Annotated in this window: 27 protein-coding genes; 12 read left to right on the top strand and 15 right to left on the bottom strand. The window is 58.3% G+C overall.

The annotated features are described in order from the left end of the window. Nucleotides 1-119: 119 nt before the first annotated feature. The gene (locus MED193_RS17185) at nt 120-2,468 is read right to left on the bottom strand and encodes a mechanosensitive ion channel family protein (protein ID WP_039966331.1); all 2,349 of its coding nucleotides are present in this window, start codon (nt 2,466-2,468) and stop codon (nt 120-122) included. Between the two features lie 344 nt (nt 2,469-2,812). On the opposite strand from MED193_RS17185, the gene MED193_RS17180 reads away from it, so the two are divergent. From MED193_RS17180 to MED193_RS17150, 7 genes are read left to right on the top strand one after another with little or no spacing between them, the layout of a single operon-like run. Then, nucleotides 2,813-4,039 carry a glycosyltransferase family protein gene (locus tag MED193_RS17180; RefSeq protein WP_254655466.1) on the top strand — a complete coding sequence of 409 codons (1,227 nt, stop codon included), beginning with the start codon at nt 2,813-2,815 and terminating at the stop codon, nt 4,037-4,039. After that, nucleotides 4,036-5,280, top strand: coding sequence for a glycosyltransferase family 4 protein (locus MED193_RS17175; RefSeq protein WP_039966329.1), 1,245 nt, complete (start codon nt 4,036-4,038; stop codon nt 5,278-5,280). The genes MED193_RS17180 and MED193_RS17175 overlap by 4 nt, the downstream gene beginning before the upstream one ends. After that, nucleotides 5,277-6,365 (top strand): glycosyltransferase family 4 protein, encoded by a 1,089-nt coding sequence (locus MED193_RS17170; protein ID WP_009811025.1) that lies wholly within the window; start codon nt 5,277-5,279, stop codon nt 6,363-6,365. The genes MED193_RS17175 and MED193_RS17170 overlap by 4 nt, the downstream gene beginning before the upstream one ends. Next, on the top strand, nt 6,362-6,949 hold the full coding sequence (locus MED193_RS17165; RefSeq protein WP_009811024.1) for a histidine phosphatase family protein: 588 nt from the start codon (nt 6,362-6,364) through the stop codon (nt 6,947-6,949). Before MED193_RS17170 ends, MED193_RS17165 begins: the two co-directional genes overlap by 4 nt. Next, nucleotides 6,946-8,118: a glycosyltransferase family protein gene (locus tag MED193_RS17160; protein ID WP_009811023.1), complete on the top strand. Its 1,173-nt coding sequence runs from the start codon at nt 6,946-6,948 to the stop codon at nt 8,116-8,118. Before MED193_RS17165 ends, MED193_RS17160 begins: the two co-directional genes overlap by 4 nt. Further along, the gene (locus MED193_RS17155) at nt 8,115-8,891 is read left to right on the top strand and encodes a polysaccharide deacetylase family protein (RefSeq protein WP_039966328.1); all 777 of its coding nucleotides are present in this window, start codon (nt 8,115-8,117) and stop codon (nt 8,889-8,891) included. The genes MED193_RS17160 and MED193_RS17155 overlap by 4 nt, the downstream gene beginning before the upstream one ends. Next, complete coding sequence (locus MED193_RS17150) at nt 8,888-9,364, top strand: class I SAM-dependent methyltransferase (RefSeq protein ID WP_009811021.1); 477 nt, start codon at nt 8,888-8,890, stop codon at nt 9,362-9,364. Before MED193_RS17155 ends, MED193_RS17150 begins: the two co-directional genes overlap by 4 nt. 89 nt (nt 9,365-9,453) lie before the next feature. On the opposite strand, the gene MED193_RS17145 is transcribed toward MED193_RS17150, so the two are convergent. Together MED193_RS17145 and MED193_RS17140 are read right to left on the bottom strand one after the other, a co-directional pair. Further along, the gene (locus MED193_RS17145; RefSeq protein WP_039966989.1) at nt 9,454-10,206 is read right to left on the bottom strand and encodes an SDR family oxidoreductase; all 753 of its coding nucleotides are present in this window, start codon (nt 10,204-10,206) and stop codon (nt 9,454-9,456) included. A 130-nt stretch (nt 10,207-10,336) separates the two neighbouring features. Next, complete coding sequence (locus MED193_RS17140; RefSeq protein ID WP_009811019.1) at nt 10,337-11,479, bottom strand: alpha-D-ribose 1-methylphosphonate 5-triphosphate diphosphatase; 1,143 nt, start codon at nt 11,477-11,479, stop codon at nt 10,337-10,339. Between the two features lie 52 nt (nt 11,480-11,531). Here MED193_RS17140 and MED193_RS17135 point away from each other — a divergent pair, with 52 nt between their 5' ends. After that, nucleotides 11,532-12,227 (top strand): DUF1045 domain-containing protein, encoded by a 696-nt coding sequence (locus MED193_RS17135; RefSeq protein ID WP_039966326.1) that lies wholly within the window; start codon nt 11,532-11,534, stop codon nt 12,225-12,227. Here MED193_RS17135 and phnN read toward each other — a convergent pair. The 4 genes from phnN to MED193_RS17115 are packed head-to-tail and all read right to left on the bottom strand — an operon-like array spanning nt 12,197 to nt 15,137. Next, nucleotides 12,197-12,781 (bottom strand): phosphonate metabolism protein/1,5-bisphosphokinase (PRPP-forming) PhnN, encoded by a 585-nt coding sequence (gene phnN, locus MED193_RS17130; protein ID WP_009811017.1) that lies wholly within the window; start codon nt 12,779-12,781, stop codon nt 12,197-12,199. The two genes, MED193_RS17135 and phnN, sit on opposite strands and share 31 nt — an antisense overlap. Beyond that, complete coding sequence (phnL, locus tag MED193_RS17125; protein WP_009811016.1) at nt 12,778-13,461, bottom strand: phosphonate C-P lyase system protein PhnL; 684 nt, start codon at nt 13,459-13,461, stop codon at nt 12,778-12,780. Before phnL ends, phnN begins: the two co-directional genes overlap by 4 nt. A 12-nt stretch (nt 13,462-13,473) precedes the next feature. Next, nucleotides 13,474-14,244 (bottom strand): phosphonate C-P lyase system protein PhnK, encoded by a 771-nt coding sequence (gene phnK, locus MED193_RS17120; protein ID WP_039966988.1) that lies wholly within the window; start codon nt 14,242-14,244, stop codon nt 13,474-13,476. A gap of 26 nt (nt 14,245-14,270) precedes the next feature. Continuing rightward, nucleotides 14,271-15,137 carry an alpha-D-ribose 1-methylphosphonate 5-phosphate C-P-lyase PhnJ gene (locus tag MED193_RS17115; RefSeq protein WP_009811014.1) on the bottom strand — a complete coding sequence of 289 codons (867 nt, stop codon included), beginning with the start codon at nt 15,135-15,137 and terminating at the stop codon, nt 14,271-14,273. A 46-nt stretch (nt 15,138-15,183) separates the two neighbouring features. Here MED193_RS17115 and MED193_RS17110 point away from each other — a divergent pair, with 46 nt between their 5' ends. After that, nucleotides 15,184-15,363: a hypothetical protein gene (locus tag MED193_RS17110; protein ID WP_009811013.1), complete on the top strand. Its 180-nt coding sequence runs from the start codon at nt 15,184-15,186 to the stop codon at nt 15,361-15,363. A 2-nt stretch (nt 15,364-15,365) separates the two neighbouring features. On the opposite strand, the gene MED193_RS17105 is transcribed toward MED193_RS17110, so the two are convergent. The 3 genes from MED193_RS17105 to phnG are packed head-to-tail and all read right to left on the bottom strand — an operon-like array spanning nt 15,366 to nt 17,507. Beyond that, the gene (locus MED193_RS17105) at nt 15,366-16,466 is read right to left on the bottom strand and encodes a carbon-phosphorus lyase complex subunit PhnI (protein ID WP_009811012.1); all 1,101 of its coding nucleotides are present in this window, start codon (nt 16,464-16,466) and stop codon (nt 15,366-15,368) included. A gap of 4 nt (nt 16,467-16,470) precedes the next feature. Then, nucleotides 16,471-17,055, bottom strand: coding sequence for a phosphonate C-P lyase system protein PhnH (gene phnH / locus MED193_RS17100; RefSeq protein ID WP_009811011.1), 585 nt, complete (start codon nt 17,053-17,055; stop codon nt 16,471-16,473). Then, complete coding sequence (gene phnG / locus MED193_RS17095) at nt 17,055-17,507, bottom strand: phosphonate C-P lyase system protein PhnG (protein ID WP_009811010.1); 453 nt, start codon at nt 17,505-17,507, stop codon at nt 17,055-17,057. Before phnG ends, phnH begins: the two co-directional genes overlap by 1 nt. Before the next feature lie 108 nt (nt 17,508-17,615). On the opposite strand from phnG, the gene phnF reads away from it, so the two are divergent. Then, entirely contained in the window at nt 17,616-18,365 is a 750-nt protein-coding gene (gene phnF / locus MED193_RS17090; protein WP_009811009.1) for a phosphonate metabolism transcriptional regulator PhnF, read from the top strand. A gap of 52 nt (nt 18,366-18,417) precedes the next feature. Here phnF and MED193_RS17085 read toward each other — a convergent pair whose 3' ends face one another. From MED193_RS17085 to MED193_RS17070, 5 genes are all read right to left on the bottom strand, one after another. Further along, complete coding sequence (locus MED193_RS17085) at nt 18,418-18,903, bottom strand: GNAT family N-acetyltransferase (RefSeq protein WP_009811008.1); 486 nt, start codon at nt 18,901-18,903, stop codon at nt 18,418-18,420. A 7-nt stretch (nt 18,904-18,910) separates the two neighbouring features. Beyond that, nucleotides 18,911-19,168, bottom strand: a complete 258-nt coding sequence (locus MED193_RS22640) for a YjhX family toxin (RefSeq protein ID WP_009811007.1) — start codon at nt 19,166-19,168, stop codon at nt 18,911-18,913. Nucleotides 19,169-19,478: 310 nt separating this feature from the next. After that, nucleotides 19,479-20,282, bottom strand: coding sequence for a substrate-binding domain-containing protein (locus MED193_RS17080; RefSeq protein WP_009811006.1), 804 nt, complete (start codon nt 20,280-20,282; stop codon nt 19,479-19,481). After that, complete coding sequence (locus MED193_RS17075) at nt 20,279-20,995, bottom strand: ATP-binding cassette domain-containing protein (protein WP_009811005.1); 717 nt, start codon at nt 20,993-20,995, stop codon at nt 20,279-20,281. The genes MED193_RS17080 and MED193_RS17075 overlap by 4 nt, the downstream gene beginning before the upstream one ends. Then, nucleotides 20,995-21,699: an ABC transporter permease gene (locus tag MED193_RS17070; RefSeq protein WP_009811004.1), complete on the bottom strand. Its 705-nt coding sequence runs from the start codon at nt 21,697-21,699 to the stop codon at nt 20,995-20,997. The genes MED193_RS17075 and MED193_RS17070 overlap by 1 nt, the downstream gene beginning before the upstream one ends. Before the next feature lie 267 nt (nt 21,700-21,966). Between MED193_RS17070 and MED193_RS22985 the strand changes: the two genes are divergently transcribed. Both MED193_RS22985 and nadA read left to right on the top strand, forming a co-directional pair. Further along, on the top strand, nt 21,967-22,146 hold the full coding sequence (locus MED193_RS22985) for a hypothetical protein (protein WP_157041399.1): 180 nt from the start codon (nt 21,967-21,969) through the stop codon (nt 22,144-22,146). Further along, nucleotides 22,139-23,191, top strand: coding sequence for a quinolinate synthase NadA (gene nadA, locus MED193_RS17060; protein ID WP_009811001.1), 1,053 nt, complete (start codon nt 22,139-22,141; stop codon nt 23,189-23,191). Before MED193_RS22985 ends, nadA begins: the two co-directional genes overlap by 8 nt. Nucleotides 23,192-23,207 lie beyond the last annotated feature (16 nt).

The following is a 23,207-nucleotide window of genomic DNA, read 5'->3' as shown; positions in this document are numbered from 1 at the left end:
GCTCTCGCCGGGCCGCAGGCCCGGCGCCCGGCCCAACGCCAAACAAGGCGCGCCAGCGGATTGAATTGGGGGCGGGAGCCCCCCGTTTTATTGCTTATGGCAACGCCGCGTTCCCAGTCCTATCGATCGTCACCGCTACCACCTTCATTGACGTCGAGCAGATCTTCATCAATTGCCGCCTGCACTGCCCCTGCCAGGGCCTCTTTCTTTTGCTGTGGCAAATCTTCCACCTGATCTTCCGCAAGTCGCACAGTAACCTCCCGATGAGCAAACTTGATGCCTTCACGGGCAAACAGCTCGCGGATGTCCTGATAAACCCGTTTGCGCACCAGCCACTGGTCGCCAGGTTTGGTCATAAACTTAACCCGGATGATCATCGCAGAATCCTGCATTTCAATCACCCCCTGCGATTTCAGAGGCTGCATGAAGCTGTCACCAATCACCGGATCGCTCAGCAGTTCCTGCCCAAGTTTCTTGATCATCTTGCGGACCTTGTCGACATCGGTGTCATAGGTCACCCGCAGTGGCAGCTTCATCATCACCCAATCGCGCGAATAGTTTGTCAACACCTTGATTTCCCCAAAGGGAATGGTGTGCAGCGCACCGAGGTGGTGGCGCAGCTGGAAGGAGCGCACCGAGATCTTTTCAACCGTGCCCTTGACGTCCCCAATGTCGATATACTCACCTTTGCGAAACGCATCATCTACCAAAAAGAAAGCGCCTGAGAAGATATCGCGCACCAGGGTTTGCGAGCCAAAGCCAACCGCAAGGCCAACCACACCAGCACCGGCAAACAACGGGCTGACGTTGACCCCCAATTCCAACAACACGATGAGAACAATCGAAACCACAACCACGGCGAGGATGACACCTCGAAACAAGGGCAGCAGGGTTGCAAGACGACTGGCGCCGCCGTGGCCGCCCTCATCCCCAAGTTCCGCCTCTTGGACATCCCCAACTTCTTCGTCAATCTTACTGTCGATCCAAATCCGCGAGGTATGGTAGATGATATAGCCGATAAACAAGATAACAATGACATCAAAAGCGCGTTCCGCGATCGTAGTCGTCATCCATTTTGCTTCTGGGTTCCAAACCATGACCAGCGCATAGGCACCTACCAGGAAGGCCAAGATCCCTGCCACACGACGTGCCAAATCCTCATAACTGGAGAGTTTATAGCCCCGGTTCTGGGACATGGCCTTGATCTCATCTTCAGAAATCTCAGTGGATGCGCCATCTTCTCCACCTTCCAGCTCAGGCAAGGGGTCAAGCACCTCTGGTGCGCGGCGGCGGTAGCTATAGGCTTCGATGCCGTAGTTAATAACGCCGTACACGACCAGAATAGACGTCAGAACCAAATAGGTTCCGGCCATCAGGGGCACCGACATCTCCCGTTCCAACACCAGATCGAACACCAGGTTCAACCAGCCAAAGACGATATAGACCACCATCGCAGGCGCCCAGGCAATCGACAAAAACCGCAGCAACCAGGAACAGTCTTCCTTACTGCGTCCAGCCCGGATCGCGTTTGAGATGGCCCTCGCGTTAAAGCCAATCAAGGTCAAACCGCCCAGCGCTCCAAGCAAAGCTAAGAACCCGTAAACCAAGGCGAAAACATTGTAGTTCAGTCCAAAATCGCCAACCCATGTCGCGAAGATAAGCGAGAAAATGTCATAGGTCGCCAGCAGGGAAGCAAAGAGATAGAGCCGTTTTGCATCACTATCTGAAAATACCGGCATCCGATATTGGCTGAGATAGGGCGACAGCACCATTCGCCACAGGTCGGAAACGACACTGGCGACAAAAAATGCCGTATAGATTGCCGTTACCGTGAATTCGACCGAGCTATCGCCCGAGGCACCAAAGATCACATAGGAAATCGACAGGGCAAAAACCATCGAGAAAACGGTGCCGAGAACACCCATAAAAAAGCGGTAGACCAAAAAGGGCATTTTCTCGTAATAGCCTTCTGGCTCGGCCTTGATCCGCGCCACCACGTAGCGCTTGGCGATCCGCTTTCCGTAGATTTCGACCGTAAGCCAACGACCAATCAGCAAAAATAACAGGCTCCAGCCTAGGACTTCGACATAAGTCATGATACGTCCATCCGGGCTGGTCTGGCGCAGGATGTATTTCATCTCAAAAATCGAATAAGGCAGAGCTTCCAATCGGCTTTTCAGTTCCTGGCGAAAGGACTGAAACTCCGACTGCGCCTTCATCAGCGACGAATGGCCATCCATCGGGGAGGCTTCCGTCTTGGCAGGCGCAGTCGCATCTGAGGTAACAGCACCGCTGGCATCAACAATGATCACACCCAGGCCGCTTTCGGCTGCCAGTTCCACCGCGCGGGCGACCGGATCGCTCTGCTCTTCGGCGGTATCTTGTGCCCGCCCCTGGTTGGGCACCACAAGAGCGGCACAAAGCAAGAAGAGGCACAAACGTAAAAACAGAAAAAACCGGTGGATCATAACTGATAGGCTCCAGACAAAGGCAGCCATACGGTAGCGACAAGAAATGATATTCGCAATTGAACACATGGGGTTCAGTGCAGCTGTTTTGGATTGCCAATACTAAGCCCCGCCTTAAGACGCTCAGTTGGGCTACAGCGTCTTGCCCCAAATGAGCCTCTAAAGCCCCGGTTATGCGCCCGATCAGCGCCTATCGTTCCAATGCGAACGCCTCCCTACCATGGTAAGGAGTTGTCTCATCACGGCCATATCCCGCGAATTTGGGTGTTTGAAAGGTTAACCCCCTTGATTTCGGCACTTTCCTAATGCACCACCCATTCTGTAGTACAGCTGCAGGCTAGCCCATGACATCGACCATTGATCTCTCTCGAGAGCGGAACCAAAATCAACGCGGCCCTCGCGTAATGCTGTATAGTCATGACACATTCGGGCTGGGTCACCTGCGCCGGTCCCGTGCCCTCGCCGGAGCAATCACCGCCGCAGATCCCTCTGCCTCAGCCTTGATCCTGACCGGTTCGCCCGTGGCGGGACGTTTTGCCTTTCCCACCCGCGTTGACCACATGCGCCTACCCGGAGTGATCAAACGTTCCGACGGCAGCTATGCCTCGCGCACCATGGGCATGAGCATTGAGGAAACCACCGAACTGCGCAGTGGTTTGATCCGTTCGATGGCCGAACAGTATGACCCTGATGTGCTGATCGTCGACAAAGAACCCACTGGGTTTCGCGGTGAGCTGCTGCCGACGTTAAAACTGCTGGCAGAGCAACAGCGGACCAAGCTGGTCCTGGGGCTGCGTGACGTACTGGATGAACCAGAGGTTCTTGCCGCCGAATGGGCACGCAAAGAAGCGGTTGAGGCCACTCAGAGTTACTACCATGAGATCTGGGTCTATGGGCTTGCAGAGATTTATGATCCCACTCAAGGTTTGGACCTTAGCCCGGAAACCCAGGCACGCATGCATTGGACCGGCTATCTTCGCCGCGATATTGGTGCATGGGACGAACCGCCAGAGCAACCCTATGTGCTGATTACCCCCGGCGGGGGCGGTGATGGTGCCATGATGGTGGATCTGGTGCTATCTGCCTATGAACAAGATCTGGACCTATCGCCTCGTGCCGTGTTGGTCTACGGCCCGTTTCTGTCTGGCGAAACCCGTGAAGCCTTTGAAACGCGTGTCGCAGCGCTTGAGGGGCGCGTTACCACAGTTGGCTTTGAATCCCGGATTGAGACCCTATTTTCCGGAGCACAGGGTGTTGTTTGTATGGGCGGCTACAATACCTTCTGCGAGGTGCTCTCCTTTGACAAACCCGCCGTCATCGTTCCGCGCACAACGCCAAGGTTAGAGCAATGGATCCGCGCCAGCCGCGCCGAAGAAATAGGTCTTGTCTCTATGCTGGATGAGAAGCGCGATGGGTGGACGCCTGAGGCCATGACCAAAGCCATCCGCGCCTTGGCAGAACAAAAACCACCTTCCGCCGCCTTTTCCGATGGGCTGCTGGACGGATTGGAGTGCGTCACCCGTCGTGTGGCAGCCCTGTTGCAAGACATGCCACGAAAGGCTGCTGAATGAGCCCTCCCCCTCCCCCATTGGCGGTTCTGGTTAAGGGCTGGCCCCGTCTTTCAGAGACCTTTATCGCCCAGGAGCTGGTCGCGCTGGAGGAGGCGGGCCTGAGTTTTGAGATCTGGTCGCTGCGCCATCCCACTGATGTCAAACGCCACCCACTACATGACCGGCTAAAGGCCAAGGTGCGCTATCTGCCTGAATACCTCTATCAGGAGCCCGACCGCGTCTGGGCCGCCCGCGCTACGGCGCAGGCCCTGCCTGGCTACGCCGAGGCCTATCGCATCTGGCGCTCAGACCTGGCGCGCGATCCCAGCCGCAACCGCATTCGCCGCTTTGGCCAGGCCTGCGTACTGGCAGCGGAAGCCCCTTCCGAGGTTCTGGGCCTCTATGCGCATTTTCTCCACACGCCCTCCTCGGTCGCTCGTTATGCGGCAATCATGCGCGGGCTGCCCTGGAGCTTTTCGGCCCATGCCAAGGACATCTGGACCTCGCCGGATTGGGAAATCTCTGAAAAACTATCCAGCCAACACCACGGTGCAGCCTTTGGCGCGACCTGCACAGGATTTGGCGCCCGGCACCTGCAACAGATGTCGGACGAGCCGAACCGCATTGATCTGATCTATCACGGGCTGGATCTGGCGCGTTTTCCTGCCCCACCAGCCCGCACATGGCGTCGCGCCGGTGATCCTCTCAAACTGATGTCGGTTGGCCGCTTGGTTGAGAAGAAGGGGTTTGATCGCCTCATCGCCGCTTTGGCCCTACTGCCAGAGGATCTGGACTGGCATTGGACCCATATTGGCGGCGGTGGCCTCAATGATCTTCTGCAGGACATGGCCAAAGACGCTGGCGTTTTTGAGCGCATTACCTGGCGCGGTGCCTGTGACCAGCCTGAGGTCATCGAGGCCATGCGCAACTCTGATCTCTTTGTGCTTCCCAGCCGGGTTGCAGCGGACGGGGATCGCGACGGCTTGCCCAATGTTCTGATGGAGGCGGCTTCGCAATTGCTGCCGATCCTGTCAACGCCGGTCTCTGCGATCCCAGAATTCCTCGACAGCGGCACCCATGGTCTGCTCAGTGACGATGCTCCGCAGGCTCTGGCGGATGCGATCCTGTCTTTGGCCCGCAAGCCCGGGATGGCGCAGGAGATGGCAGAGGCCGCCTTGGGGCGACTGCGACGCGACTTTGGCATGGATCCCGGCATTGTCCAGCTGGTGACCCGACTGGATGCCATGCTGCAGGGCTCATGAGCACCTCTACGGCCAAACGGATCGCCTTTTATGCGCCGATGAAATCGCCACGCCACCCTGTGCCTTCAGGCGACCGGGAAATGGCGCGCAATCTGATAGACATAATTGCAGCTGGTGGTGCCAAGGTCGATTTGGTCACGGAACTCAAGATCTTTGACAAAACCGGAGATGCGCTGCTTCAAGCGCAGCTGCGGCAAAAGGCGGCCCAAGAGACAGAACGTCTCTGCACCCAGATGCCGCCCGTTGATCTGTGGGTGACCTATCACAACTATTACAAAGCACCGGACTTGATTGGCCCCCAGGTCGCGCGATCACAGGGCATTCCCTATGTGCAAATTGAAAGCACCCGTGCCGCGCGGCGCCTGAACGGCGCTTGGGCAGGATTTGCCCAATCCGCCCATGAAGCTGCAGATAGAGCAGCAGTGATTTTCTACCTCACTGCCAATGACCTGATCACCCTTGAACGTGACAAACACCCAAATCAAACTCTGCAAAGCCTGCCTCCCTTTCTGCCTGGTTCCACTCTACCCACCGCCAGCACATTGGATGGGCCAATGCTGAGCGTTGGTATGATGCGCGAAGGCGACAAGCTCGCCTCCTATCAGATCATTGCCGACAGTCTGCGAGGGCTTCAGGGCGACTGGCTGTTGCAGATCGCTGGCGATGGACCTGCCCGGCCCGCCGTTGAGGCCCTGATGGCACCCTTTGCTGGGCGCGTCCGCTTTCTGGGTCAGCTTTCCCGCGCAGAACTGGCCAAAACCTATGAACAGGCCAGCCTGTTTTTCTGGCCCGGCGTCAATGAGGCCTTTGGTATGGTCTATCTCGAAGCTCAAAGTCATGGGGTTCCAGTGGTCGCCCAGGACAGACCGGGCATGCGGGACGTTCTTGCGCCTGGCCGCTATCCTGACGTGGCACTGGGTGCAGGCGCGCTTACCACGCGTTTGCAGGAACTGCTCTCTGCCCCAGGCCTGCGGAACCAACTGGGAGCGCAGGCCCGCGAGCGGATCGCAGCCAACCATCTGGCTCCGGCAGCCAGTGCCCGCTTTTGGTCTGCCGTTGCCCCCTTGATTGAGGAAAGCCGATGATCCGCCTTGCCCTATTGCGCCACGGCCACACCGCCTGGAACCGCGCCGGTCAAATCCAGGGGCGCAGCGATATCCCGCTTGATGCCCAGGCCCGGGCAGAGCTGTCTGGCTTTGCCCTGCCCAGCCCCTGGGACCAGGCTTCGCTGTGGTCCAGCCCACTGTCGCGCGCGGTGGAAACCGCAGAGCTGGTCGCGCGCCGCGCACCGCAAACCGCGCCCCACCTGACAGAAATGTTCTGGGGGGACTGGGAAGGTAAAAAGGGCCTGGAGCTAAAGGCCGACCCAAAGAGCGGCTTTCGCGATATCGAACAGTGGGGCTGGGATTACCGGCCCCCTGGTGGAGAAACCCCGGCTGAGGTCTGGGCGCGAATTAAGCCCTGGCTGGCCAGTCTGCAACGCGACACCGTGGCAGTCTGCCATATCGGCATCATGCGGATGATCCTGGCCCAGGCCTATCACTGGGATTTTGACGGGCCTGCGCCGTTCCGCATCAAACGCAACCGACTGTTTGTGGTAGAAGTCGACGGCAACAGCCTAACCCCCTGGACCGAGCCCGTCCGCCTGCTGAAAAGAGACCTGGCATGAAAGTGATGATTGTCGTCACGCATCTTTTGGGCACCGGGCATCTGTCCCGGGCGCTGACACTGGCGCGCGCATTTCAAGCTGCAGGGGATGAGGTGCTGATCGCCTCTGGTGGCTTTGCTGCACCTCAGCTGAACACGGATGGGGTAGAACTGGTGCAATTGCCCCCGCTGCGCGCGGACGGAACAAATTTCACTCAGCTTCTGGACATTTCCGGCGGCCATGCCGATGAGGCCTATCACCAGCAACGCCAAACCCTGCTCTGCGCCACCTTGGAGCGAGCGAAACCCGATGTCTTAATCACCGAACTCTACCCCTTTGGGCGCCGCTCCCTGCGCCATGAGTTTCTTGCCCTCCTCAAGGCCGCCAAAGCCTTGGGCCAGACGCCCAAAATCCTTGCCTCAATCCGCGACATCCTGGCCCCGCCCTCCAAACCCGAGAAAGCCGAAAAAGCAGATCAGGTGATCGACGAATTCTACGACGGCGTTTTAGTCCATTCCGACCCACAAGCTACTCGGTTAGAGCTCAGTTGGCCCGTGTCGAACAGCCTGGCGCATAAACTGCACTATACCGGCTTTGTGGCCCCTTCGGCAGCAGGACCACATCCCGATGCCGATGGCCAGGGTGAGATCCTCGTCAGCGCTGGCGGTGGCAGTGTGGGCGATGAAATCTACCAAACAGCGCTTAAGGCAGCACAGTTGATGCCGGAGTACCCATGGCGCCTGTTGGTTGGCGGCAATGATGCCAAGGCCAGGATTGCGCAGCTCTCCCAGCGCCCCTCACCTGCCAAGATTGAGGCAGCACGCCCTGATTTTCGCCAGATGCTCAGCCATGTGGCGGCTTCGGTCAGCATGTGCGGTTATAATACGGCGCTGGATCTGTTGCAGGCTGAAACGCCGGCCGTGTTGATCCCCTTTGATGCGGGCAAGGAAGTAGAACAAGGCCTGCGTGCTGAAAGCCTGATACCCCTGTCAGGGTTTGAAGCTCTCTCCTCCGCTGAGCTCACACCAGAAAGCCTGATCTCTGCGATCAAAAAGGTTCTTGCAGCACCGCGTCGCTCAGCTGGCCAGTTTCAATTTGATGGTGCCCGGCAGGCGGTTGAGATAACCCATGATCTGGCAAGCCCCAAGACCAGTGATGAGGCCCGTATGCAAGCTGGAGGATCACGATGAGCACGGACAGGCCCCTTGATTGGTCCCCCTTGGAAGTCGAGCTGGCACAGTGGCACAGAGCAAGGTTAACACTACCCCTGTGGTGGCGGGACGACGACGCGATAGAGCCCACGGCGCAGCTGAACCGACTCAGCACATTATCGCAAAACCTGGCGCTTCCTGTGCATTTAGCCGTGATCCCAGCCCATGTGAAACCTGAGTTGGCAGACTATCTGACAGACAACCCTACACTTCTCCCCCTTGTCCATGGTTGGGCGCATAAAAACCACTCAGGGCGGGATCAAAAGAAATGCGAATTTCCCGCCCAGCGGCCGACGCAGGCCTCAATAGGGGACATTGGAAAAGGGTTAAGCGATCTGCGGGCGCTTTTGGGGCCCAAACTGCTGCCAATTTTTGTGCCGCCCTGGAACCGCATTGCGCCAGAACTTCTACCCTCACTACCCAGTTTGGGCTTTACCGCCCTATCGACATTCACCCCCCGCCAAAGCCCACTGGCTGCGCCTGGTCTGGCACAGATCAATACCCATCTGGACCCCATCGACTGGAAGGGGAGCCGCTCCCTGGTTGCGCCAGAGCGCATAATCGCGCAGATCTGCGACCAACTGCGCGCTCGCCGTGAGGGCGTGACAGACAACCAAGAGCCCTATGGTATCCTCACCCACCACCTGGTGCATGATGCCGCCATCTGGCACTTCACAGAGGCGTTGATATCGCGCCTCATGCAGGGACCGGGGCAGGTCTGGCAGTTAGACAACAAGGAAGATTTGACATGAGCCGATTGGATTCAATGCTACGCCGTTTTACCGCCCAACGCGATGGGCTGAACTGGGCTGGCGCGGAAGTCGCCGGAGTGTCGGGGGATGTACTGGATATGGGCCTGGGCAATGGCCGCACTTATGATCATCTGCGTGAAATCCTGCCTGATCGCCGGGTCTGGGTCATCGACCGGGTCCTTCAATGCCACCCCTCCTGTGTGCCGCCCGAAGAGGATTTCCTGCAAGGCGAAGCAGTTCCGATGCTGGAGCGCCTCAAGGCCGAAGGCCATAAGATCGTTCTGGCCCATTATGATTTTGGCTTTGGTGTCAAAGAACAGGATGTGGCAGAAGCCGCCGCTATGTCGCCGGTGATTGCCAGCGTCATGGCCAAGGGCGGCATCGTGGTTTCAGGCCAGCCCCTGGTGGGGTTTGAAGAGCTAAAAGGCCCCGAAGGCATCCCTGAGGGGCGCTACCTGTTTTATCGGGCCTAGCGATAGATCACCGCTGCCATAGAACATCCAGGGGCTTTCAGGCTGAACTGAAAGCCCCATCAGTCTGCACCCTGATGGCTACATCAAGGTTACAGTTTGGTTATGGAATTACCGCCATCTGCCAGCATCGCACTTCCCGTGACAAAAGAAGCGCGATCCGAAAGCAAAAACAGTGCAGCCTGAGCAATCTCCGAAGGTTCTGCCATACGTTTAAGGGCATGAAACCCGCGTACCATCTCATGGAAATCCACATCCTCTCCGGCCATGGGCGTCATGGTTCCGCCCGGCAATAGCGCATTGACACGAATTCCCTCTGCACCATGTTCCGTTGCCAAAACCTGGGTCATGCCGATCAATCCAGCCTTGGCAGCGGCGTAGGCTCCCATCCCCGGAAAGCCGATCGTATGACCGACAAACGACGAGGTGAACACCAAGGATCCGCCGCTGCTTTTACGTAGGGCCGGAATCTGGTACTTAGCCGCAAAGAAACCACTCGTAAGATTGACCGCCAACACGTCCTGCCAGGTACGCGTCTCCATTTCCGGGATAGGTCCCATGGCTCCTGTGGTGCCAGCATTGTTAAACGCCCCGTCCAAACCTCCGAACTGTCGTTCTGCTAGATTGACGAGCTCTCGGTTATAGGGCTCGTCGCTGACATCGCCTGCGAGGCAAACCGCATTGCCATTGCTCTGCGTGATCTGCCCAACAAGCCTGTCGAGCTCCCGCTGTCGGCGGGCGCCTAATACGACGTTTGCACCGTTTGTGGCAAACAGCAAAGCTGCTGCCGCGCCAATTCCGCTACTCGCCCCTGTGACGATAATTGTCTTTCCCTGAAGTTCCATGGACATGCCTTTCATTGGTTGCATGCCCATCGTTTATGGCCAGGGATGGCGCCCAAGCGATCCGTTTCTTGCGCCTGCTGCGCGGGGTGCAGTTAAACCGCAAGAAACGGGTCGGTCCTTGCAAACCAGATCAGGCCACGCGTTCTCCCCGCGCCCAAGTGCCACGCAGAGCTGGCGTGTTGTCGATCAGTTTGAACCGGATCAAATCAGCTCGCTTACCGATTTCAATACGACCACGGTCAGTCAACTCCACCGCATCTGCCGGGGCCTGTGTCACCGTCGATAGACCACGCGCCATATCGCCCCAGATTTCGCCCAGTTTCACCGCAGACATCAACAGGGCGGCAGGGACGTAGTCGGAAGAAATAATATCCAACAGTTCCAACTCGGCTAATTCTCGTGCGGCCACGTTGCCTGAATGCGATCCACCTCGGATCAGGTTCGGTGCCCCCATCATCACCTTGATGTTATGGGCGTGACAGGCGCGCGCTGCCTCGACCGTGGTGGGGAACTCAGCCAGATGAATACCGTGACCCGCCGAGGTTGCCACCTGCGCAGCCGTGGTGTCATCATGGCTGGCCAGTACCGCGCCAAACCGGCGGGCAGCCTTTACCGCTTCAACCTCGTGCAGGTCCCCATAGGTGTCGCGTAAGGTTTTCAGATGCGCGATATGGGCCTGAAAGCCCGCATCGTCAAAGCCGTGCTTGCCTTTGACATAGGCCTCCAGTTTCGAGATATCACGGAACTGGCGCTGACCTGGGGTGTGATCCATCAGCGAAACCAGACCAACCCGGTCCTCTTCACCAAACTGCGCCAGTTCTTCGACCAGAGTATCCGAACAGACCTCTGCCCGCAGGTGCAGGAAATGCGAAATCTTAAGCGCATCCGCCGCCCGCAACTCCAGCAGTTCCGTCGCGAGCCCGCGCGCATAAGACCCGTAGAGGCTCTCTTTGCGGCTGACCGATCCCACCCGCATGGCGTCAAAAACGGTGGTAATACCTGTTCCAGCAAGTTCCGCATCATGGGCCATGATGGCGGCAGCATGGGGCCAATCCACCGCGGGGCGTGGCTGGATATGGCGTTCGAGGTTATCGGTGTGCAACTCGACCAGACCGGGACACAGATAGTCCCCCTCAAGATCCAAGGCGCCCTTTGGAACCCCAGAGCCACTGGTGATTTGGGCAATCTTGCCCTCAGTAATTTTCACGCTGCCGCGCAGGGTTTCGCCGGGCAAAACCAGGGTGGCATTGGCAAGGATCAATTCATCTGTCATCTGAGCTTCACAACTTTCGAGCTATAGGAACGGCCACGTATAGGAGGCCAATGTGACATTCACGCGATACGCGATTTATTTTGCTCCCCCGGCACAGGCCGAATGGAGCCGCTTTGCAACCCGATGGCTGGGGTGGGACATGGAGCCAGGCAGTGCCTGTGAACAGCCCGACATTCCCGGTCTGGATCTGACGTCGATCACTCGAGTGCCGCGCAAATATGGGCTGCATGCAACGATTAAACCGCCGATGCGGCTTGCGCCTGGCACTGGTTTGGACGCCCTGAAACAGGCCTGTGGCGCATTCGCTGCCCGCCAGGCTCCGGTGACGATGCAAGGCTTGCATCTTGCCCGGTTGGGCCGCTTCCTGGCCCTGCGCGTCACGGGTGACGAGACCGCTCTCAACGCTCTGGCAAGCGCCTGTGTGCGGGATCTTGACCCTTTTCGCGCCCCAGCGGGCGAGGCTGAACTTGCCAAGCGTCGCGCTGCCGGGCTGACTCCGACGCAAGAGGACAACCTGATCCGCTGGGGGTACCCCTATGTGATGCAAGATTTCCGCTTCCACATCACCCTCAGCGGCAAACTGCCAAAACCGGAACTGCCCGCCGTCGAGGCGGCGCTGGAACGGCACCTTTTGCCGCTCTTGCCGCACCCCTTCGAAATCCGAGATCTTTCTCTGGTCGGCGAAGACAGCGAGGGGCATTTCCACATGATCCACCGCTACGCCCTCACCGGTTCCGCTGCAGTATAGATCGCAGTGCGGGCGGCTGTTGCGGCATCAGCCAGATCGCCCGAGTTATCAATCTCATACAGGCGGCGGAGCCCCGCAGGCAGGGGTTTTGAGGCGCGGGCAAGACGGCGTTGAACCTCGGCACTGTCCTCACGCCCGCGCCCGGTCAGCCGCTCTGCCAGAACCTGCGGACTGGCAGTGACCGACAGAACGATAAAATCTCCAAAGATCTCCTGCGCCTGCAACAACACCGCGCGGGAGAGGTTGACCAGAACCCCCTGCCCTTTCGCCCGTAGATCCTCGATGCTGCGGGGGATACCGTATTGCAGCCCATGGGCCGACCAGTGCAGCGCGAACTGTCCGGCCGCCGCTCTTTGGGCAAAGTCCTCCTCGCTGACGGCATCATAGTCCTCACCTCCGGCCTCGGGCGCGCGGGTCACCACCCGGCGCATCAGGCAAAGCTTGGGGTCCATCGCTGCCAGGGCCTCCATCAGACTGTCCTTGCCGACGCCCGAGGGGCCGACAACGGCAATGACCGGCCCTTTGTCTGACTTTTGGTTTGCGCTGGCGCTCATGCTGCCACCTCAGGCGAGAAGGCCGAGACATCCACAAAGCTGTCGCAGACCTGATCGCGCGCGGCCTCATCGTGGAAAATGCCGATAATGGCAGCCCCGCGCGCCTTGGCCCCTTCGATCAACCGCAGCACCGTGGCGCGGTTCTGCGCATCCAGGCTGGCAGTGGGCTCATCCAGCAGCAGTGCCGGATAATCATAGGCAAAGCCACGCGCGATATTCACCCGCTGCTGCTCGCCGCCAGAAAATGTCGTCGGGCTCAGGCTCCAGAGCCGCTCTGGGATATTCAGCTCGGCCAGAAGGCTGGCGGCCTTGTCCCGCGCCTGGTCCTGTGGTGTTCCAACCGCCAGCAGCGGCTCGGCAACCACATCCAGCGCAGGCACCCGGGGCACTACACGCAGGAATTGGCTGACATAGCCAAGGGTCTCGCGGCGCAGCGCAATAATCTGGCGCGGCTCAGCCTGGGCCACATCGACATCCCCAACCAATACACGACCCGAAGCGGCCAGATAGTTGCCGTAGATCAGCCGCATGAGGGTGGATTTGCCCGCCCCCGAAGCGCCCACCAGACCAACGCATTCACCCGCCGAGACCTTGAGCGAGACCCGCTCCATCACCGGGATCACAGCGCTGCCCTGATTGTGCAAGGTGAAGCTCTTGCTTACGTTTTCGAGTTCAATCATCGCTCTTGTCCTTCAGACCTGCAGCACGCTGGAGACCAGCAATTGGGTATAGGCATGTTGCGGATCATCCAGCACCTGATCGGTGAGGCCGCTTTCGACCACATGGCCGTCCTTCATCACCATCAACCGGTCCGCCAACAGGCGCACAACGGCCAGGTCATGGGTCACAATGATGGCACTGAGACCCATTTCACGCACCAGACTGCGCAGCAGATCCAGCAGACGCGCCTGCACCGAGACATCCAGCCCGCCGGTAGGTTCATCCATAAAGACCAGACGCGGGCCGGTAACCAGATTGCGGGCGATCTGCAGACGCTGCTGCATGCCGCCGGAAAAGGCCGAGGGGCGGTCATCAATGCGGGTGTCAGAGATCTCCACCCGGCCCAGCCAATCGGCCGCCTGTTCGCGGATCTCGCCATAATGGCGCCCGCCCACGGCCATCAGCCGCTCGCCGATATTGCCCCCTGCGGACACGGACATACGCAGCCCATCGCGCGCATGCTGATGCACAAAGGCCCAATCCGTGCGCCCCAGCATCCGCCGTTCTGGCTCTGACATTTTCAACGTGTCCACCGGCCCATCGGCGCGGGTGTCAAAGACCACCTCGCCGCGATCCGGCGCATGGTGTCCGGCCATGGCATTCAGCAGCGTCGATTTACCGGATCCGCTTTCGCCAACGATGCCCATGACCTCACCAGGGTAGAGATCAAAACTCACATCCTTGCAGCCAATGCGGGGGCCGTACATTTTCGTCAGACCGTTCACCTGCAACAGCGGTGTCATGTCCTGTTCTTTCACTTGAGCCCCCATCACGCGGCCTCCCCTTCGCTTTCACCCAAACGACCCACATGACCCTCGGCGCGCCGCGTGCGGCAATAATCGGTGTCAGAGCAGACAAACATCCGGTTGCCCGCATCATCCAGGATCACCTCATCCAGATAGCTGTGCTCAGACCCGCACAGATCGCAGGGATGATCGGCCTTGGTGGCCTCAAACGGGTAGTCTTCAAAATCCAGGCTGACGACGCGTGTGTAGGGCGGCACCGCATAGATGCGCTGTTCACGCCCAGCGCCAAACAGCTGGATCGCGGCCATTTCCAGTTTTGGGTTATCAAATTTGGGGATTGGCGAGGGATCCATCACATAGCGGTCCTCTACCTTGACCGGATAGGCATAGGAGGTGGCGATATCGCCGTGCTGGCTGATGTCTTCGTACAATTTCACATGCATCAGGCCATATTCTTCAAGGCTGTGCATCTTGCGGGTTTCCGTCTCGCGCGGTTCCAGAAACCGCAGCGGTTCCGGGATTGGCACCTGGTACACCAGGATCTGATCCTCGGTGAGCTCGGCTTCGGGGATCCGGTGGCGGGTCTGGATGACGCTGGCCTTGGTGGTTTCCTCGGTGGTCGCAACCCCTGCGGTGCGTTCAAAGAACTTTCGGATGGAGACCGCATTGGTGGTGTCATCCGCGCCTTGGTCAATCACCTTGAGCGTATCCTCCGGTGTCAACGTCGCTGCCGAGACCTGCACACCGCCGGTGCCCCAGCCATAGGGCATCGGCATCTCGCGGCTGGCAAAGGGAACCTGATAGCCCGGCACCGCCAGGCCTTTCAGGATCGCCCGGCGGATCATCCGCTTGGTTTGTTCGTCCAAATAGGCAAAGTTATAGTCAGACATGTTTTGTCCTTTCCCTCGCTGCGGTTTTGCAAAGGAGATTTGAGAGATGAATTCCGACGAATTGCTGGGCACCGTTTTGGGCATTTTCATCGTGATCGTGGTCGTTGCGGTGATCCTGGCCGGGCTGTTCTATCGCCCCAAGCGGCACAAGAAACTGCGCAGCAGGTCCACCTTTACCCATGGCATTGATGATGCTTTCGTCGATGGAGACGGGAGAGGCGACTAAACTCATTCCGCAGCCTCCCGTGCGGCCATTTCCTCAGCCAACTCCTGTGCTTCGCGGCGCAGTTTGCGCACCAGTTCCAGCTCTGACTGGAAATCCACGTAATGGGGCAGTTTGATATGCTCTAGGAACCCCGTCGCCTGAATATTGTCGGAATGGCTGAGCACGAATTCCTCGTCCTGAGCGGCAGCGCCAAGGTTATCCTCTCCCAGTTCTTCCCAGCGCAGGGCGCGGTCGACCAATGCCATAGCGATGCTCTTGCGTTCGGACTGGCCAAAGACCAGCCCATAGCCACGGGTGAACTGCGGTGGCACAGTTTTTGAACCCTTGAACTGGTTCACCGTCTCACATTCAGTGAGCTCCACCTCGCCAATCTCGATGGCAAAGCCCAGCTCCGGGATTTCCATCTCCACCGGCACCTTGCCAATGCGCAGCTCGCCGACAAAGGCATGGTTGCGCGCATAACCACGCTGAGTGGAATAGGCCATGCCAAGGATAAAGCCCTCATCGCCGCGCGACAGCGACTGCAACCGCACTGCGCGCCCTGCCGGACAGCTCATCGGCTCGCGGGTCAAATCACCCGGCACCGCTTCTGAGCTGGGCTCGCGCTCGATGATGTCCTCCCCCTGCAGGAATTCCGTGATATGGGGTGTGACCTCCATGCGTGGTTCCGCAGCCGGGGCTTCCGGCGTCTCACCGTCTGCAGCCAGTTTGAAGTCCAACAACCGATGGGTGTAGTCAAAGGTCGGCCCCAGCACCTGCCCACCAGGGGCATCCTTGAAGGTGGCGGAGATGCGGCGATCACAGGCCATGACACCGGTATCAACCGCTTCGCTATACCCAAAGCGTGGCAAGGTGGTGCGATAAGCGCGAATGAGAAAGATCGCCTCGATCAGATCGCCTCGCGACTGTTTGATCGCTAGGGCCGCTAGATCCGGATCATACAGCGAGCCCTCGGCCATGACGCGATTGACAGCAAGACTCATCTGTTCGCGGATCTGCGCCAAGCTGAGCTCAGCCACGCCAGTATCACCGCGCCGTTCTTCGGCGAGCCAGGCATGTGCATTGTCGATGGCGCGTTCACCACCCTTTACAGCTACATACATACAATCAGTCCTTTGCCAAAAGGGTTGTGGAACGTGGCAGGGCCGCCAGCTGCGACTGGCAGGTAAAGAAGAAATCCACCCCCAGCGGGAACTGCGCTGCATTGCCCTGACAGGCACCCACATCCGGCAGTGCAAACTGGGTGCTGTCTTTGATACCCGGCCCCGTGAGGTTTACATTGGGGGCAGCAAACTCTGTCAGCTCAACAATCAGCGTGGCCGAACGATCCGGGTATTCCGACGTGCCAATGGGGTACTGGTCGAGCGGTAGCAGTGCCTGCCAGCTACCCAGGGCAAAATCGGCCTTATCGACTGCAACAAAAGGCGCACCGGTGTGAAAGGCCAACCAGGAGCGCAGCGCAGGGGAATCCACGTCTGGCGCCAGATAGATGCCCGTTTCGGGATCACAGAGCGTCAGCAACAGGCACCCGGCAGCGGCGGAGATACCAGCAGGCGGTTCTGCGCCAGTGATGTCCTGAACGCTGCCGGGGCGGGCCATGGCATTCATCGCCGCGCGAAAGGCATTTGCCGCATCCACAGGCGGCGTGGCAAAGCCACCACCATAGCTGTTGGTTTCGATATCTAGGGACATCAATCCTCTCCCCGAACCATTGTGAAGAATTCAACCTTGGTGGCAGCTGCCTTGGCGGCGCGTGCTTTCTTTTGGGCCTGTTGTACCTGCTGCAGGGGATCCAGAACGGCCTGGCGGAGATCTTGTGCAGCTTCAGTCTGCATCAGGGCATCCACCTTGGCCGCGATTTCGGCTTTGGGTTTTGATCGACCTTGCACATAGGCATGACCCACAGTGCCATCTGTCAGCGTCAGCGCACAGCGTGTCACAGTCATTTCGCCCAGGTTAAAGGGCGCACCACTGCCGCCCATACGGCCGCGCACCATAACGCCACCTGCCTCTGGCGGACGCAGCCAGTTGAAGTCCGGGTTGTGATCAAAAGCCTGCCACAGCCTGCTGAGATCAGCCTCGTCGGCCTGCGCCAGAAGGCTCATCCAGGCCTTGCGTGCAGGAGCGGAAATTTCTGTTTTCATCGGTTAAGAGCCTCTTGGCCAGCTTGTCTACATGTTCTATACAACTAGACAAATCATAACGAAGCCTGAAACCAAAACGCAATCGAAACCTTGTGAAAGTTTAATGACATGTCTTCAAACAGCCCCAAGACCCCTGGCCCAGGAACCCGTACAGCCGTTTGGAAATCCATCACAATTTCGCTCATCGATGACATCGCTCAGGGGCGTTACAGCAGCGGTGACAAACTGCCATCCGAAGCCCAACTGGCGGCGCGCTTTGGGGTGAATCGCCACACCGTCCGGCGCGCCCTGGCCGACATGGCCGAGCAAGGACTGGTACATGCCCGGCGCGGATCAGGGGTTTTTGTGGCAGCCACGCCGACTGATTATCCCATCGGCAAACGGGTGCGGTTCCATCAAAATATCAGCCGCGGCGGCCAGATCCCCGCCAAGCGCATTCTCGCCCTGGAAACCCGCGCCGCCGACAAGACCGAAGCGGCGGCCCTGCAATTGGAGGCTGGGGAAATGGTGCATGTCTATGACGGGCTATCGCTGGCTGATGATCAGCCCATCGCGCTGTTTCAAAGCGTCTTTCCCGCCCATCTGCTGCCGAACATCCGAACTGAACTGGAGGATCTGCAATCGGTGACAGCGGCGCTCAAGGCCTGCGGCATTGCCGATTACACCCGCGCAGAAACCCGCATCACGGCGAAACTGGCCACCGCCACCCAGGCGCTGCATCTGCGCATTTCCGAAGGTGCGCCACTGCTGCGCACCACTGGAGTCAATATCGACCCCGAAGGTCGCCCGATCGAGTTTGGCCGCACCTGGTTTGCCGGCGACCGGGTGACGCTGACCCTGAACGGGGAAGAGAGCTAGGCCCGAGTCACGCCATGAAAGAGGCCGCCCCCTTTGCGGGAGCGGCCCTTTGTTATGAAGTCAGATCATGCCCTCCCCGCTCTGGCGTAGCACCCGGCATCGCCATCTTGCGGTTGACCTGGCCAGAGGGCAGGTGGTCCTCGTCTTCGACAAACTCAAACCCGTAACGCTCGTAAAACGAACGCCCGATCCTGTTGTCGCGAAAAACCTCAACCTTGAGCGGCCCTTTGAGGGCAAAGGCGTGATCCACCAAGAACCGGCCGCAACCCTGTCCATGGTGTTTGGGATCGACAAACAACCCGCCGATTTCATTGCCCAAAAGCGCAATAAAGCCGATGACCCGCCCTGCCTCGTCCAGCACATAGGTTTCCGCCTGAGGCACATAGACCTGGCGAATAGCCTCCTCTACTTGGGCGACAAAATCCGCCTCCAAGAACGGGTGTGCCAGGTCATTGGCTGCACGCCAGACCGTCATCACCGGCTCAATATCCGCTGCTTGATAGGCCCGGATCACATAGTTTGTGTGTTGCTTTGTCATCTCTGGTTCACCTTTGATTGAGTTGCGCCCGCACCGAAGTCACCCCCAATTTGGAGGCGCGATAGGGTCGTCCGTTTTTTGAGTGAACAAAGCGGCGTTTTTTGAGGCGCATGAAGACCTCCAGCGTACAGCCACTCAGCACATGGCCTTCGCGGGTAAAGCAAGTAACCTTCTGGATTTTCCCATTGGGCCCCCGCAGATGACGGATTTCACCGCCCAGCGCCAGTTCATGCAGAACGCGCTGTTCCTGTTTTGATATATTCAACGTCTTGTCTCGATTTCATGAGAGCACAGAAAAAGGCTCACTCAGCATCGCGCTTTGAGTGGTCCAGTTGTTTCTGGTGTTCCCGACCCGCCTTTGGCGATCAGAAACGGGCGCTTGCCCGGGGCTCTAACATAAAATCTCCATTGCCCGAGCAACACAGTCTCGGGCTGAGGCCTAGATAGGCTTGCCTCTTCTGGATAACAAGGCGAGGCGCTGCACTGGCCTGTAACCGTGCCCAATGCGCCACGTCACGCAAACAAAAGGCCCCTGCCCTGAGGCAGAGGCCGCTTTCAGAAAACCTGACCCAAGTTCACTGTTTGGCGTTGAAAACAAACAGGGTCTCGCCGCCAATCTTATAGGCGTTGATCAGCTCCTTAGCCCGATCGGAGGTCAGCCAGGCCTCCAGTTTCAGCGCCAGATCATTTTTGACATGGGCATGCTTTTCCGGGTTCACTGGCAGATAGGCATATTGATTAAACAAGACCGGATCGCCTGCAAACAGCAGTTCCAACCCGCCCTTGTTGCCAAAGTTCAGCCAACTGGCGCGATCGGCCATGATATAGGCCTCCATGCCTGAGGCTGTGTTCAGCGCCGCGCCCATACCTGCGCCAACAGCACGATACCAGCCGTCAAAACCTGCCGGGTCTAGGTCAGCGGCCTTCCAAAGGCTCAGCTCTTTCTTATGAGTGCCACTGTCGTCGCCGCGGCTTACAAAAGATGCATGAGCCTGCGCAATGCTTTGTAGCGCCTGCGCCGCATTCTCGGCACCCTTTACCCCTGCAGAATCGGCACTTGGGCCGATAAAGACAAAATCATTATACATGATCTCGCGGCGATGAGTGCCATTGCCCCCAGCCAGGAATTTCTCCTCAGCCTTCTGCGAATGCACCAGGATAGCATCCACATCCCCGGCCTCGCCCAGGCGAATGGCCTGACCGGTGCCAACCACCAACAGCTGGACATCCAGATCCAGATCCGCCTTGATCTCGGGCAGCAAAATTTCCGCCAGTCCTGAATTGTGAAATGAGGTGGTAACCGCCAGTTTCATGTCATCGGCCAAGGCCGCAGTGGTTAACGCCAGGCTGGCAACAACACCAAAGATTACATTTTTCATTCTACAATATCTCCTCTGAGAAAAGCATCTGCTTGTGCGGTTTGGGGCCCTTCAAAGAAAGTCTTGGCCGATGAAAACTCGTGAATACGTCCATGCAAAACGAACAGAACCTCATCAGCCAGACGCTGGGCTTGCCCCATATTATGAGTCGACATGATCAAGCGTGTTCCTGTGGCCGCGGCCCGCTGAAGGATCTCTTCAATTTCCCGCGTAGCGCGCCCATCCAACGACGCACAGGGCTCATCCAGAAACAACACATCGGGTTCGCGGATCAAAGCCCGCGCTAACGCCAGTTTCTGCCGTTCCCCACCGGACAGCAGCATTGCCGAACGCTCCAAAGCATCACCTAGGTTTATTTGATCGGCCCAATGCGCCGCCCGCGCCCGCGCTTCGCGGCGCGCGACACCAATCACTTGCAACGGGTAGGCAAGGTTATCCACCACCGATCGGCGCATCATGATGGGTGTTTGAAACACGAAGGCCTGCCGCCGCTGCGCCTCCTCTGTGGGGCAGGCCCAGTCCAGAACACCGCCATTCATCCGCTCGATGCCGTGCAGCATTTTCAACAGAGTTGTCTTACCGGCACCATTGGGGCCGATAACTATGGTCGTGCCCTGCCCCCCAAGGGTCAGATCGACTGGACCAACCAGTACTTTGCCTCGGCGACGAACGGTGGCCTGTTTTGCGATCAGAGGAAACAACGGTTTTTGCATCACCAACGCCCCTCTGTTTCCGTGTGGCCCAGCCAATGAATGGCCAGATTGACCGTGATCGCCATGGCAATCAGCACAAAGCCAAGGCCAAGCGCCATGGCAAATTCACCCTTGCCGGTCTCCAGAGCAATCGCTGTCGTCAACACCCGCGTGGCATGGTCGATATTGCCGCCAACCACCATGATGGCGCCGACCTCACCAATTGCCCGGCCAAAACCCGCCAATGCTGCTGTCAGCAATGCCCGCCGCCCATCCCATAACAAAGCCTTGATGCGTTGCGTCTGGCTCGCGTTCATCGAAATCAGCAGATCATGGTAGTCGCTCCACAGCTCTCGCAGGGACTGATGCGCAATCGAGGCGATCAGCGGCACTATGATAACGACCTGTGCAATGATCATCGCTGTCGGCGTGAACAACAGCCCCAGCACCCCGAGCGGACCTGCGCGCGACAAAAACACATAGACGATCAACCCCACCACCACGGGGGGCAACCCCATCAAGGCGTTCAACACGGCAATGGTAATGCGCCGCATCCTAAACCTCCGCACGGCCAAAAGCGCCGCCAAAGGCAGGGCAATCGCCGAGGCGATCACGAGGGCGGTCAAAGTGACCCGCAGCGACCGCAGGGTGATTTCTACCAGATCAGAATCCAAGGTCACCAACAGCCAGAAGGCCTGAAATATGCCGTCCAACAGATCAGCCATCGCGCCTGTATTTCTCCTCTTTGGGTCGGAGGATAACCGCCTCCTGCCTGGTCACAAACCGACCTTCATCTGGTTCAAGAGCACAGCCAGACCTCTTAAAACAGCGCAAAATTACGGGAGAAAGAAAATTGGACAATTTGTCTATCCCCCTCTTGCGCCCGCAGTGTCGGCGGGTCAATTTCACCAGCCCTGCCTAGCTGAACTTTGTCATTCCCAGCCCCAAATTCAGACCGAAAACCACGGAAATGCGACCCCACTGACGGATTTATGGTTTCCTTTAGCCGTCGCAATGCGCCAATGAACCCCAAGACCGGCTCTAACTCGCGCCATATCATCGCACTCACCCTGGTATTGCCAATGCTTCTCTTGCGTGCGGAATTTGAACGTGAAACAAGCCTCACCCAAAGTTTCATCCTGAACACCACTTTAAGGATTAGCCATGTTTGATCTGCAAACCATGCGAGATCAGCTCGCCGCTCACTACGATCTGGCGCCAAACCCCAGTTTGGCAGAAGAAATGTCCGTGGAATATGCGCGTATGAAGCGCGTAGTTTCCCCCATGGACTGGGCCATCCACGCCCCCTACGTGGCTGCGATCAACGCCCTGAAAAAAGAACGCAATGCAGTAATCCTGGCACATAACTACATGACGCCTGAAATCTATCACGGCGTCGCTGATGTGGTGGGCGACAGCCTGCAGTTGGCCATAGAAGCCACACGTGTCGAGGCCGATGTCATCGTGCAATGCGGCGTGCATTTTATGGCCGAGACCTCCAAGATACTGAGTCCCGACAAGATTGTCTTGATGCCGGACATGGAGGCTGGCTGTTCGCTTGCGGAATCCATCACTGCCGAGGGCGTCGAAGAGATGCGCCGCCGCTACCCCGGCGCGCCGGTGGTCACCTATGTGAACACCACTGCCGAGGTCAAAGCGGCTTCGGATATCTGCTGCACCTCTTCCAATGCCGCGCAAATCGTGGGCGCCATGGAAAGCGACACGGTTATCATGACCCCTGACCAGTATCTGGCGCAGAACGTGGCCCAGGATGTGCCGCATAAAAACGTCGTTTGGTGGGAAGGCTCCTGCATTGTTCACGAGCAATACAGCGCCAAGGATCTGCGTGAGTTCCGCGAATGGAACCCCGGCACCCGGCTCATTGCCCACCCCGAATGCCCCCCGGATGTGGTTGCCGAAGCAGATTTCTCCGGCTCTACCAGCGGCATCATCAAATATGTCACTGATGAAAAGCCGGAAAAGGCGCTGCTGATCACCGAATGCTCGATGGCCTCAAATATCTCAGACAGCCTGCCCGAGGTGGATTTTGTCGGCCCCTGCAACATGTGCCCCTACATGAAGATGATCTCGCTGGAGAAAATCCTCTGGTCGCTGCACACCATGTCTGAACCCATCGAGGTTGACCCCAAGGTGGCCGAAGGCGCTAGACAGGCCGTTCAAAAGATGATCGATCTGTCGCAAGAGCTGGGCATCTGATAGGTGCCAAGCCATC

The sequence above is a fragment of the Roseobacter sp. MED193 genome (assembly GCF_000152965.1).
In the GTDB taxonomy this organism is placed as follows: Bacteria; Pseudomonadota; Alphaproteobacteria; order Rhodobacterales; family Rhodobacteraceae; genus Pseudophaeobacter.
This window is presented reverse-complemented; position numbering and strand designations above follow the sequence as displayed.